General features: G+C 72.5%; 11 protein-coding genes. 9 read left to right on the forward strand and 2 right to left on the reverse strand.

Annotated features, from left to right (window positions below):
- Positions 1 to 17 precede the first annotated feature (17 nt).
- Positions 18 to 407 (forward strand): Rap1a/Tai family immunity protein, encoded by a 390-nt coding sequence (locus tag ACESM1_RS02415; protein WP_372617396.1) that lies wholly within the window; start codon positions 18 to 20, stop codon positions 405 to 407.
- Entirely contained in the window at positions 404 to 679 is a 276-nt protein-coding gene (locus ACESM1_RS02420) for a glycine zipper domain-containing protein (protein ID WP_372617397.1), read from the forward strand. Before ACESM1_RS02415 ends, ACESM1_RS02420 begins: the two co-directional genes overlap by 4 nt.
- 266 nt (positions 680 to 945) lie before the next feature.
- Here the strand turns inward: ACESM1_RS02420 and ACESM1_RS02425 are convergent, their stop codons facing one another.
- Together ACESM1_RS02425 and ACESM1_RS02430 are read right to left on the reverse strand one after the other, a co-directional pair.
- Positions 946 to 1482, reverse strand: a complete 537-nt coding sequence (locus tag ACESM1_RS02425) for a fasciclin domain-containing protein (protein ID WP_372617372.1) — start codon at positions 1480 to 1482, stop codon at positions 946 to 948.
- Between the two features lie 876 nt (positions 1483 to 2358).
- On the reverse strand, positions 2359 to 2646 hold the full coding sequence (locus ACESM1_RS02430) for a DUF6476 family protein (protein WP_372617399.1): 288 nt from the start codon (positions 2644 to 2646) through the stop codon (positions 2359 to 2361).
- Here ACESM1_RS02430 and ACESM1_RS02435 point away from each other — a divergent pair.
- The 7 genes from ACESM1_RS02435 to ACESM1_RS02465 all read left to right on the forward strand — a co-directional run bounded on the left by ACESM1_RS02435 (position 2633) and on the right by ACESM1_RS02465 (position 11974).
- Complete coding sequence (locus ACESM1_RS02435; RefSeq protein WP_372617400.1) at positions 2633 to 3649, forward strand: RluA family pseudouridine synthase; 1017 nt, start codon at positions 2633 to 2635, stop codon at positions 3647 to 3649. The two genes, ACESM1_RS02430 and ACESM1_RS02435, sit on opposite strands and share 14 nt — an antisense overlap.
- Positions 3650 to 3924: 275 nt before the next feature.
- Positions 3925 to 4809 carry an RNA polymerase sigma factor RpoH gene (gene rpoH / locus ACESM1_RS02440; protein WP_372617402.1) on the forward strand — a complete coding sequence of 295 codons (885 nt, stop codon included), beginning with the start codon at positions 3925 to 3927 and terminating at the stop codon, positions 4807 to 4809.
- Between the two features lie 199 nt (positions 4810 to 5008).
- Positions 5009 to 5524, forward strand: a complete 516-nt coding sequence (locus ACESM1_RS02445; RefSeq protein WP_372617403.1) for a VOC family protein — start codon at positions 5009 to 5011, stop codon at positions 5522 to 5524.
- Positions 5525 to 5577: 53 nt separating this feature from the next.
- Positions 5578 to 7332, forward strand: a complete 1755-nt coding sequence (locus ACESM1_RS02450) for a cation:proton antiporter (RefSeq protein WP_372617405.1) — start codon at positions 5578 to 5580, stop codon at positions 7330 to 7332.
- Positions 7333 to 7381: 49 nt separating this feature from the next.
- Complete coding sequence (locus ACESM1_RS02455; RefSeq protein WP_372617407.1) at positions 7382 to 8941, forward strand: Na+/H+ antiporter; 1560 nt, start codon at positions 7382 to 7384, stop codon at positions 8939 to 8941.
- 262 nt (positions 8942 to 9203) lie between these two features.
- Complete coding sequence (locus ACESM1_RS02460; protein ID WP_372617409.1) at positions 9204 to 10319, forward strand: YeeE/YedE thiosulfate transporter family protein; 1116 nt, start codon at positions 9204 to 9206, stop codon at positions 10317 to 10319.
- Between the two features lie 374 nt (positions 10320 to 10693).
- The gene (locus tag ACESM1_RS02465; protein WP_372617410.1) at positions 10694 to 11974 is read left to right on the forward strand and encodes an MFS transporter; all 1281 of its coding nucleotides are present in this window, start codon (positions 10694 to 10696) and stop codon (positions 11972 to 11974) included.
- Positions 11975 to 12132: the final 158 nt, after the last annotated feature.

The raw sequence follows: 12132 nt of genomic DNA on the forward strand, positions 1-12132 counted from the left end.
CGGAGGGCAGGAGTTCGATGAGAAGCTTGATCGCAGGATTGATGGTGGCGTCAGCGCTTGGCGGGGCCGCCGCCGCGCAGACGGGGCCGGTCAGCACCGGCCCGCTGGCCGAGCTGTGCGCGTCGTCCGAGGCGGCGGCGATCGCCTATTGCCGTGGCTTCCTCGTCGGCGCCGGGCAGTACCACGCGGCCAGCACCGCGCGCGGCGGTCTTTCGCCCATGTTCTGCCTGAGCGACCCGATGCCGACCGTGGAACAGGCGCAGGCCGCCTTCGTCGCCTGGGCGCGCGCCAATCCGCAACATGCCGGGGAGCGCGCGATCGATGGCGTGATGCGGTGGGCCGTCACCGCCTATCCCTGCCCGACGCCTGCGAGCTCGCAACCCGCCGCACGGAGGAATTCCCGATGATCCGCAAGCTTCCCCTGGCGCTGAGCGGCGCCGCACTCCTCGCCCTCACGGCTTGCGCCGATCTCGATCCCGGCACGCAGCGCGCCATGACCGGTGGCCTGGCCGGAGCCGGCGCTGGTGCGCTGGTCGGCTCCTTCTCGGGAAATGCGGGGCTTGGCGCTGCGATCGGGGCGGGGCTCGGCGCTGGCGGCGGCTTCGTCTACGACCGTCACGTCCGCGCGCGCGACCGTGCCTTCGAGGAGGGCGTGCAGGCGGGCCGCGCACAGCGCTGAGCCAGGCTTGCGGCCCGAAACGGCAAGGGCCTCCCGAACGCCTTCGGGAGGCCCTTATATCGCCGTGCGCTCCAGCGACGCGGCCGGCGGCGGTCTGCCGGCGAAGCTGGTGAACTGTCGGCCGCCGACGGCCATGTGCGCGCTGATAGCCCCGGGTGTGCGCAGGACCATGCCGGTCCAGCAGTTCGGGAGCCGGCGCTGCGGGCCCGGGGTCACGGCGACGGTGCAGATGACGCCGTGCCCGGGCTCGCTGCCGGCAGCCGCACTCAGCGGATCAGCGGCGCGTCGATGGCATGGATCACGCCATTGGAGCAGGGGATGTCGGCGCGTGTGACGCGCGCCATCACGTCGCCCTTCTCCGCCACCGTCAGCGCGCCATTCGCCGTGCTGACCCGCAGCGTCGTGCCGGCGACCGTCGTCAACTCGCCGCCCTGGCGGAGCGCCGCGCTGTCATGGCGCCCCTGCACCACATGCGCCTGGAACGCGGCCGGTGCGAGGACGGGGTCGGCCTCGCGGTTGCCGTCCACCAGCGGGAAGAGCCGGTCGATGAGCGCGCTGCGCGCGCCGCCGGACAGCGCATCATTGGTCGGCGCGAAGATCGTGATGCTGTTGGCGTTGCGGAAGTCGCCGACGGCGCGAGCGCGCACCACGCCGTTCACGAAGCGGGAGAATTCGCTCATGCCGGCCAGGGTGTCGATGCAGTTGCGCTGCTGCGCCGAGGCGCCGGGCGCGCCGACGGCACCCGCGGCAACGGCAAGAGCGGCCAGCGCCGCAACGCGCAGGCTTGAAGATCGGATGGTCATGGCATTTTCTCCTTGTGACGGGCCGGAGCCCCGCATGCAGATGGCGAGGGCCTCGGCCGGATCGCCGGACACCACCGTAGTGCGGCGCCTGTGCCGGCGGCATGGGCATGGGTCTCATGCCTATGCCAACCGTCCCATCCTCGGCCGACGCGCTTCGCGGTCATGCCGCGCAGCCCGCAGGTGCCACTCGCGCCGGCAACGGCTGCGGTGCACGTGGTGCGTGCCCGCTCCCCATGGGAGCGCGTTCTGCTGGCCCGCAGGGGCAGCGATTGCCAGCCAAGGGTGACGCCGGACAACGCCACGGTCGCACGGCCGCGGAGATCGACCAGCGGGCTGTCGGCAGCATCGCCAGGGATGCGCCCGATCTCGCCGAATGCCGTCACGTCCCTGGTTGTGTTTCGCCGTCGAGGAGGGGCTCTGTCGCCTGTTGCGTGCTTGATCGACGCTTGTGGCGCACACTCATCCCGGCGGAGCGCCAGCGATGTCCCGCCTCGACCCGCAAGCCTTGCCGCCGCCCGGCCTGGTGGTCGCGGCGGCCGAGTCGGTGACGAGACGATCGTCATCGCCTGCCATCATGGGCAGGGCTTTGCGCATTGCCCGGCCTGCGGTGAACGTTCCGAGGGTGCCCACAACGCCCACTGCGCGTGCGACTGCGCCGCTTCCGCCGCACCCTCGGCCGCAGGGCGTGGCGACGCGATCGGCGCTACGGCACTCTGATCTGCGGCCTGGAACGCCGGCTATGCCCGGGCCGCCGCCGAGGCCACCCGGCAAGCGATGCCGGACCTATTCAGAACAGGACAACACCCGGTCCCAGCTGCGCGCCCACCCGACACGCCTTGCCGGGGAGGAACGGCCTGCGATGTCCGCTGCGGCCGCTCATTCCGCCGCCCGCAACTCGCCGACCACGCGCCCCGTGCGGGCATCCACCAGAAGCAGCCGGTCGCCGTCCGGGCGTGTCACCAGAACCGCAAGCCGGCCATCCACCCCGGCAACGCCGGCCACCGAGACGATCCGCGTTCCCGCGGGTTGGCCGAGATGCGCCGGTCCGACCGTCGCCGTCGGGTCGCCTGCATTCAGACGCTGGACGATCGCCACCGCCAGCCCCAGGGTGCCGACGACGATCAGCACCCCCATCACAACGACAAGCCATTTGAGCGCAGCCACGCAAACCCCCGCCGATCCCGCGCCGTCGCCCCTCAGCCAGGAAGCCACGGCGCCGCCCGAGGCCGCCGGCACGCGCGCCGACCGCTTTCTCGCCAGCGCTCTAGAGGGCCTGTCGCGCTCCCGGGTCAAGGCGCTGATCGAGGCAGGCCATGCCAGCCGGGATGGCGTGCCGCTCACCGACCCGGCCGAATCGGTGCGCGCCGGTGCCCGCTATGCGCTCGCCATCCCACCGCCGGTCCCGGCGACGCCGGCAGCGGAGGCCATCCCCCTCACCATCCTCTTCGAGGATCGCGACCTGATCGTGCTCGACAAGCCGGCAGGCCTGGTGGTCCACCCCGCACCCGGCAACCAGCAGGGGACGCTGGTCAACGCCGTGCTGGCGCATGCCGGTGACGACCTCTCGGGCATCGGCGGGCAGGCGCGGCCCGGCATCGTGCATCGGCTCGACAAGGACACCTCGGGCGTCATGGTCGTGGCGAAGACGGAGCGGGCGCATACGGCGCTCTCGGCCGCCTTCGCCACCCGGGACCTGGACCGGGAGTACCTGGCGCTCGTCTGGGGCCTGCCGGCCACCGCCAGCGGCGCCGTGGAGGCGCCGATCGGGCGCCATCCGATCGACCGCAAGCGGATGGCGGTGGTCGGCCGCGGCGGCAAGCCCGCGCTCACGCATTGGCGGCTGGAGCGCGGCTACGGCGCTGCCGCCGGCCTGCTGCGCTGCCGGCTGGCGACCGGCCGCACCCATCAAATCCGCGTGCATCTGGCGCATATCAACCACCCGGTGGTTGGTGATCCCGTCTATCTCCGCCGGATCCCGGCCACCGCCCGGCTGTTGCCGGAGAACCTGCGCAGCGCGCTGCTGACCTTCCCGCGCCAGGCCCTGCACGCGGAGACCCTGGGATTCCGCCATCCCGTGACGGGCGAGGCGCTTTCCTTCCGCGCCCCGCCGCCGCCCGACATGGCCGACCTGCTCGCGCGGCTGGAGGCCCATGTTGCAAGACGGTAACCGGACGTAAACCGACTTTGCAGGTCGGTTTTTCTGGACCCCGCCCCCCGAATCCGCTACAAGCCGTGTGACGACGCCGGCCGGGTGCCGCTTGCACCTCGCGGACCCGGGACCGAAACGGTCCTGCGGACAAGCCAGGACCCGTGGCGCTCTCCCCGTCGTGACCGGGGCAGAGAGCGCACGGGAGGGCCCGGAAGGCGTTGGCGGACCACCAAGGCCGCACCTGACCCCGCCGTCACGGGGGGTGAAGGGCGGCGCAGGAGGCAGATCCCCTTATGGCTTCCAGCATGTCCATCCCGATGGCTCCTGAGGGCAACCTTGCCCGCTATCTACAGGAGATTCGGAAATTCCCGATGCTCACCGCCGAGGAGGAATACAACCTCTCGAAGCGGTGGAAGGATGAAGGCGACGAGCAGGCCGCGCACAAGCTGGTCACGTCGCACCTGCGTCTCGTCGCCAAGATCGCCATGGGCTACCGCGGCTACGGCCTGCCGGTCGGTGAGCTGATCTCGGAAGGCAATGTCGGCATGATGCAGGCGGTCAAGCGGTTCGACCCGGACCGCGGCTTCCGCCTGGCGACCTACGCCATGTGGTGGATCCGTGCCGCCATCCAGGAATACATCCTGCACAGCTGGTCGCTGGTGAAGATGGGCACCACCGCCGCGCAGAAGAAGCTGTTCTTCAACCTGCGCCGCCTGAAGGGCCAGATGTCGGCCCTAGAGGAGGGCGACCTCAAGCCCGAGCAGGTGGAGAAGATCGCCAAGGCGCTGCAGGTGCCCGAGCAGGACGTGGTGAGCATGAACCGCCGCCTCGCCTCGCCCGACAACAGCCTGAACGCCCCCGTCCGCGCCGACAGCGAGGGCGAGTGGCAGGATTGGCTGGTGGACGAGAGCGAGAGCCAGGAGAGCGAGCTCGCCGAGCGGCAGGACATGTCCAACCGTCGCCAGCTGCTGGGCGAGGCGCTGAAGACGCTCAACGACCGTGAGCGCCATATCCTGATCGAACGGCGCCTGAAGGACGAGCCGACGACGCTGGAGGAGCTCTCGCAGCAGTACAACATCAGCCGCGAGCGCGTCCGCCAGATCGAGGTCCGGGCCTTCGAGAAGCTGCAGAAGAGCATGAAGACGCAGATCGTCGAGCGGCGGCTCGCGGTCGGCTAACCGGCGAAGGCTCGCGGCCGGCTGATTGCTCTCCCCCCCCCCCGCGCTTGCGCGGGGGGCACTGCCGCCACGCCGGGGCTGGTCGGGATGGAGGAGACCGCCGCCTCATCCGCCGCACCCATGGCGTCCATCGCGCCTGCCGATTGGAACCAAGCCTCCCTCGCTGCCATCTTGCGGGCAGCAAAGGGAGACCGCAGCCATGTCAGCCACCCTCGAAGCCGACCGCCGGGACCATGCGGCCGCGCCGCCCGGCCTGCGCATCGGCCATGTCCATCTCAAGGTCGCCGACCTCGATCGCGCGCTGGCCTTCTGGCGCGACGTGATCGGGCTGGAGGTCCAGCAGCGCATGGGCAGCCAGGCGGTGTTCCTCTCCGCCGGCGGCTACCACCACCACATCGCCCTCAACACCTGGGAGAGCGCCGGCGGCAGCCCACCCCCCTTCGGCACCACGGGGCTGTTCCACGTCGCGCTGCTCTATCCCGACCGTCGCAGCCTCGCGCAGGCCCTGAAGCGCCTGGTCGAGGCCGGCCATCCGCTCGAGGGTGCCTCCGACCACGGCGTCTCCGAGGCGCTCTACCTGCGCGATCCGGACGGCAATGGCGTCGAGCTCTATCATGACCACCCGCGCGAGGAATGGCCGCGCGACGCTGCCGGAGAGCTGGCCATGGTGACGCGCCGCCTCGATCTCCAGGCGCTGCTCGCCGAAGCGGACTGACGCGCGCTTCGGCGCTTGCATGGCCGGGCTGCAGGTACCAACAAGGGAGCAGCATGCCCGACCATCAGACCCCGCTGATCGCCACCATCGCCGCCGGCCTCGTGCTCGCCTTCATCTTCGGGTTGCTGGCGCACCGGATCCGCATCCAGCCGCTGGTCGGCTACCTGCTGGCGGGTGTGGCGGTCGGCCCCTTCACGCCGGGCTTCGTCGCCGACCAGGCGCTGGCGGCCGAGCTGGCGGAGATCGGCGTGATCCTGCTGATGTTCGGTGTCGGGCTGCACTTCTCGATCAAGGACCTGGTTTCGGTTGCACGGATCGCGGTGCCGGGCGCGGTCGGGCAGATCGCCGCGGCGACCCTGATGGGCGGCGCGCTCGCCCTGGCAATGGGGTGGGAGTTGCCGGCGGCGCTGGTCTTCGGCCTCGCGCTGTCGGTCGCCAGCACGGTCGTGCTGGTGCGAGCCCTGCAGGACCGCCGCATCCTGGAGACCGATCGCGGCCGCATCGCCGTGGGTTGGCTGGTGGTCGAGGACCTGGCGATGGTGCTCGCGCTGGTGCTGCTGCCCGCGATCGCGGCGGCGAGCTCGGCGGAAGGCGCCTCGACGCAGCAGATCCTGCTCAAGCTCGGCCTGACGCTCGCGAAGGTCGCCGCTTTCGTCGCGGTGATGCTGCTGGCCGGGCGGCGGCTGATCCCCTGGGTGATGCACTATGCCGCGCATACCGGCTCGCGCGAGCTGTTCCGCCTCGCCGTCTACGCGATGGCGCTCGGCGTCGCCTTCGCCGCGGCGAAGCTGTTCGACGCATCCTTCGCGCTCGGTGCCTTCTTCGCCGGCGTGGTGCTCGGCGAGACGCGGCTCAGCCAGCGCGCGACGGAGGAGGCGATGCCGCTGCGCGACGCCTTCGCGGTGCTGTTCTTCGTCTCCGTCGGCATGCTGCTCGACCCGGCGGTGCTGGTGGAGCAGCCGCTGGCGGTGCTGGCGACGGTGCTGATCATCACCGTCGGCAAGTCGGCCGTGGCCTACGCGATCGTCCGCGCCTTCGGTCATCCCTCCGGCACCGCGCTGACGGTCTCGGCGAGCCTGGCGCAGATCGGCGAGTTCTCCTTCATCCTGGTCGGCCTGGGCGGCGCGCTGGGCATGCTGCCGCCGGAGGGCAGCGACCTGGTGCTGGCCGGTGCGATCCTGTCGATCCTGCTCAACCCGCTGGCCTTCGCGCTGGTGGAGCGGCGGCGCGCGCGGACCATCCCGGCGGCGCAGCACCCGCCGCCCCCGCCCGCCGCCGCGACGCCGCCACCGGGACCCGCGCCGGCACCGGTCGCGGGCCCGGCAGCGCCGGCGGAGCCGGCCCCGCCCGAGCCGGAGCAGGAGCTGGTGATGACGAGCCTCACCGACCACGACGTGCTGGTCGGCTATGGCCGTGTCGGCTCGCTGGTCGGCGCGCGCCTCGCCGCCGCCGGCCGGCGCATGCTGGTCTTCGAGGAACGCGACGAGGCGGTTGAGGCGGCGCGGCACGACGGCGCCGAGGTGGTGGTCGGCAATGCCGCCGATCCCGAGGTGCTGGCGCTGGCCAATCTGGCCGCGGCCCGCCGCCTCTTCGTCACCATCCCGGAGGTGTTCGAGGCCGGCCAGGTGGTGGAGCAGGCGCGCGCCATCAATCCCGGCCTCGAGATCCTGGCCCGCGCGCATTCCGAGGATTGCGTCCGTCATCTGGACGGCCTCGGCGCCACGCTGACCGTCCTCGGCGAGCGGGAGATCGCCCATCGGATGATCGAGCACGCCTTCCCGCCCGCCGCCATGCCAGCCGAGGGCTGACACCCGAGGGCCTTGCCGGGCCACGGGACGTTGCGGGTAAGGTATCGCCATGGCGATCGTGCAGGCCGTATTGGCCCTCGTCGCGGCCTGCATCGCCTTCGCGCTGCTCGCCCGGCGGTTCAAGCTCCCCTATGCGGTGATCCTGGTGGTCGGCGGCAGTGCGCTGGCCTTCGTGCCGGGCGTGCCGAGCGTGACCCTCGACCCCGAGCTGGCGCTCGCCTTCTTCGTCCCGCCACTGCTGCAGGCCAGCGCCTGGCGGACGGATTGGCGCGCCTTCAGGGCCAATCTCCGCCCCATCCTGCTGCTGGCGGTGGGTGCAGTGCTGTTCTCCGCCTTCGCGGTCGGCGTGGTAGCGAAGTGGCTGGTGCCGGACCTGCCCTGGGCGGCGGCGATCGCGCTCGGCGCCATCGTCGCCGCGCCCGATGCGCCGGCGGCGGCAGCGGTGCTGAACACGCTCTCCATCCCCCGCCGCATCGTCGTGGTGCTGCTGGGCGAGAGCCTGGTGAACGATGCGACGGCCCTGGTGCTCTACCGCTTCGCCATCGCCGCCGCGGCAGCGGGCACCGTCTCCTGGGGCATGGCGGGCGCCTCCTTCCTGCTGGTCGCGGCGGGCGCGGCGGCAATCGGCTGGGCGATCGGGCACGCGGCGATCTGGGCGATCGGGCGGCTGCGCGACACCCTGCTGGAGATCGCCGCCTCCTTCATCGCCTGCTTCGCCTCCTTCTTCCTGGCCGAGGCGCTGGAGGTTTCCGGCGTGGTGGCGGTGGTGACCACGGGCCTGACCATGGGCCAGCTGCAGCACCGCGTGCTGACCTCCCGCACGCGGGTGGAGGCCCGCGCGGTCTGGCAGTTCTGCGAATTCCTGCTGACCAGCCTGGTGTTCATCCTGGTCGGGCTGCAGCTCGAAGGGATACTGGAGCGCCTGGCCGGGCAGGGCGCGCTGGAGCTGGCGGGGCTGGCGCTCGCCATCTCCGCGGTGCTGATCCTCTCGCGCTTCGTCTGGGTGTTCCCGGTCGCCTGGCTCTCCTGCCTGCTGCCTTCGGTGCGGCGGCGCGAGCCGATGGAGCCCTGGCGGCACCTGGTGGTGATCTCCTGGTCGGGGATGCGCGGCGTGGTCTCGCTCGCCGCCGCGCTGGCGCTGCCGCTCGATTTCCCGCAGCGCGACTTGCTGGTGTTCCTCTCCTTCTGCGCGATCCTGGCGACGCTGGTGTTGCAGGGCACGACGCTGGCCTGGGTGATCCGCCGGCTGGGCGTGGAGGAGAAGCGCGCCGCCGCGATGCCGCCGGAGGAATCCGCCGCGCGCCACGCGGTTGCCCACGCCACCCTCGCCGAGGTCGAGCGCCGCGCCGAGGACGTGCTGGAGGGCGCCGTCGCCCGCGATCTGGTCGGCGAGTACCGCGACAAGGCGCGGGTCTTCCTCGGCGTCGCCGATGGCGGCGGACGGGCGGAGCTGGAGGCGCGGCTGCGCATCCGCCTGGCCGCGCTGCGTGCCGGGCGGGCGGCGCTGCTCGACCACCATCGCGACGGCGCGCTGGGCGACGAGGTGCTCGCCGGCCTGCAGGAGGAGCTGGACCTGGAGGAGCTGCGCATCCTGCGCCTGCTGCGCTGACGACCGGCAGGCGCTGCCGCGCTTCCAGGCGCCGATCCGCGACAGCTCCGCCTGGGGCGCAGGCGAGGCGCAGGCGCAAGCGAGCGTTCGGCAAGGCCGGTTTCCCGGCTGAAGCGCGTAACCCGATCCCGCGGACGGACGAACATCCTCGCAGTCGCATCACATCGCGGAGGCAAGCCCGTGCCGCCTGAGTTCCCGCCCGAGCAGCGTCGCGCCATCGGGGCGCTGCCGGACCGGCTGGTCCGCCAGGCAGCGCAGTAGCGTGTTGCTGGCCGGCGCCTCGCTCCCCGCCGCGCCGCGGCCGCATGTCGCGGCGCTGCTGGTCGGCTCGGGTGGCGCCGGCCTTGCGCTGCTGGCCGTCCTTGCACTGCCGGACACCGCGCTGCCCGGCGTGCTGCTGGCGTCGCTCCTGCTCGGCGCTGCCTTCGTGCTGCTTGATTTCGGCTTCGTCGGCGGCTTCCGCGCGCTGCTGGAGCGGGGCGACGGGCGTGCGGTCGGCGCCAGCTTCCTGATGCCGGCGGTCGCCGCCCTGGCGATCGTGCCGATGGGCAGCCTGCTGGAGGGCTATGGGCGCTTCGTGGCGCCGGTCGGGACGTCGCTGGTCGTCGGCGCGGCGATGTTCGGCCTGGGGATGCAGATCGCGAATGGCTGCGGCTCCGGCGTGCTCGTCGCCGCCGGGCAGGGCTCGCGCCGCATGTGGGTGACGCTGCCCTTCTTCTGCGTCGGCGGCGTGATCGGCAGCCTGCTGCTGCCATCGGCGATGGCCCTGCCGAGCCTCGGCGAGGCCGATCTGGTGGCGTGGCTGGGGCCCTGGGGCGCGCTGCTGGCGATCGAGGCGCTGCTCCTGGTCGCGGCGCTCGTCGTGCTGCGGGGCGCGTGGCCCGCCTGGTCCGCGCTGCGCAACGCGGCCGCGATCGGCGCCCTGGCGGCGCTGCTGTTCCTCGCTTCGGGCATGCCGTGGGGCATCACCGCCGGGCTGACGCTCTGGGCCGCGAAGGTGGTGCAGGGGGTGGGCTTCGACCTCGCGACGCAGCCCTTCTGGGCCGAGGCCTGGGCGCGCGCGGCGCTCGATGGTCCGGTCCTCGCCTCGCATTCCTCGCTCTCGAATGTCGGGCTGCTGCTGGGTGCGCTGATCGCCGCGGCGGCGAAGGGGCAACTGCGGCACGGCACGTCGCTCGGCCGGCGTGGCGCGGCGGGGGCGGTGCTGGGCGGCCTGCTGATGGGGGTCGGCGCGCGGCTCTCCTTCGGCTGCAATGTCGGCGCCTTCCTCGGCGGTGCCTCCTCGGCGAGCCTGCACGGGCTGGTGTGGTTCCTGGCGGTCCTGCCGGGCTGCTGGCTCGGCATCCGCCTGCGGCCGGTCTTCGGCCTGCCGCGCTGACGAGGCGCCTGCCGCCGTCCGCCCGACGACTCGGCGCGGCGATACGCTCGAAACCCGCGGCGACACCACGCCGAAACACGCCGCTGCTAGCTCTGTCGCGACAACTTGGCGAGGGAGCAGCGTGTCATGGACAGCAGGAGGAGCGATGGCGGGGCGATGCGGCGTCTGGCGGCCGTGGTCCGGCTCCGGCTTCGTGACGTGTCGGCATGGTTCGCCTACCGCCCGGAACGGCGCTACATGCGCGGCGCCCGCTGACCTCTGCCGGAACCCGTCGCGTGCCGGATGACGGCCCGCGCGGGCCGTCCTAGTCTCCCCCGGAGAGGCGGCGCGCGACGCCGCGGGGGGATGAAGTCCATGGCCGGCGACCACGCCGCTTGAGTCCGACACCGCGCGTCCAAGTCCTCGGGCCGTTCCGCCAGCGCAGCTTCAGGTTCCAATGGCCGGCGGACCTCGCGACCTCCTGGGCGTTCGAGATGGAGACGCTCATCCTCGGCTGGTACGTCCTGACCGAGACCGGCTCGGTCGTCTGGCTCACCAGCTTCGCCGCCTTGCAATTCGGCGGCACGCTGATCTCGCCGATGTTCGGCGTGGTCGGCGATCGTCTAGGGCATCGCCGCCTGCTGGTCGGCATGCGGGCGATCTACGCGGCGCTGGCGGCGGTGATGGCGACGCTGGCGCTCACCGGCACGCTCGGCATCGCCGCGGTCTTCGCCCTCGCGCTGCTCTCCGGCCTGGTCAGGCCCTCCGACATCGGCATGCGCAACGCGCTGATCGGCGCCACCATGCCCGCGCCCTACCTGACCGGCGCGATGGGGATCGAGCGCACCAGCGCCGACACCGCGCGCATCGTCGGCGCGCTGACCGGCACGGCGCTGGTCGCCTGGCTCGGCGTCGGCCACGCCTACCTCGTGGTGGTCGGGCTCTACGCCACCAGCCTGCTCCTGATGCTCGGCGTCGAGGATGCCCGCCCGTCCCGCGCGGCCGCCGGCGGGCAGCCCATCGGCTCGGTCTGGTTCGACCTGAAGGACGGCGTCTCCTATGTGCGTGGCACGCCGCCGCTGCTGGCGGCGATGTGCCTGGCCTTCTTCGCCAACCTCGTCGCCTACCCGCTGACCGGCGGGCTGCTGCCGCATGTCGCGCGCGACGTGTACGGGCTGGACCAGACCGGGCTCGGCAGGCTGGCGGCGAGCTTCGCCACCGGGGCGCTGCTCGGCTCGATCTTCCTCGGTGCGCGCGGCGGCCAGCTGTACGCGGCGCGGACGATGCTGGCTGCGGCGCTGGCCTGGTTCGCGCTGCTGCTGGCCTTCGCCGTGGTGCGCTCGCCCGTGGCCGGCATGGCGATCCTGTTCCTCATCGGAACGGTGCAGAGCTTCTGCATGGTGCCGATGTCGGTGCTGCTGATGCGCGTCTCGCGGCCCGGCTTCCGCGGGCGGGTGATGGGGCTGCGCATGCTCGCGGTCTACGGCCTGCCGCTCGGCCTGCTGGCGAGCGGGCCGCTGGTCGCCTGGATCGGCTTCGCCGGGACCGTGGCGCTCTATGCCGGCAGCGGCCTGCTCGTCACGCTGGCGATCGCGCTCGGCTGGCGCGATCACCTGTGGCCGAAGGACGCGCCCGCGAATGCGCGCCACTCCCATACCGACGGCCAACCTCGTTGACCGATGGCATGAGCCTTCCTGGCCCTCGGGCGCCGGCTCCGCCGGCCTGGCTGCACCATGCCGCCGGCATGCGTTCCGCATGACGCACTTGCGGCCGGCCGCCTTCGCGGCCCCGGGGGGGGGGCAGGCGCGACGCCCCCCGGGGCACTATGCCCCCG

The sequence above is a fragment of the Falsiroseomonas sp. genome, assembly GCF_041690465.1.
GTDB lineage: Bacteria > Pseudomonadota > Alphaproteobacteria > Acetobacterales > Acetobacteraceae > Falsiroseomonas.

What these genes read in the sequence shown, in the direction of transcription:
- ACESM1_RS02415 (WP_372617396.1), top strand. Translation starts at nt 18, where the DNA reads ATGAGAAGCTTGATCGCAGGATTGATGGTGGCGTCAGCGCTTGGCGGG.
- ACESM1_RS02420 (WP_372617397.1), top strand. Translation starts at nt 404, where the DNA reads ATGATCCGCAAGCTTCCCCTGGCGCTGAGCGGCGCCGCACTCCTCGCC.
- ACESM1_RS02425 (WP_372617372.1), bottom strand. Translation starts at nt 1,482, where the DNA reads ATGACCATCCGATCTTCAAGCCTGCGCGTTGCGGCGCTGGCCGCTCTT.
- rpoH (WP_372617402.1), top strand. Translation starts at nt 3,925, where the DNA reads ATGGCTTCCAGCATGTCCATCCCGATGGCTCCTGAGGGCAACCTTGCC.
- ACESM1_RS02445 (WP_372617403.1), top strand. Translation starts at nt 5,009, where the DNA reads ATGTCAGCCACCCTCGAAGCCGACCGCCGGGACCATGCGGCCGCGCCG.
- ACESM1_RS02450 (WP_372617405.1), top strand. Translation starts at nt 5,578, where the DNA reads ATGCCCGACCATCAGACCCCGCTGATCGCCACCATCGCCGCCGGCCTC.
- ACESM1_RS02455 (WP_372617407.1), top strand. Translation starts at nt 7,382, where the DNA reads ATGGCGATCGTGCAGGCCGTATTGGCCCTCGTCGCGGCCTGCATCGCC.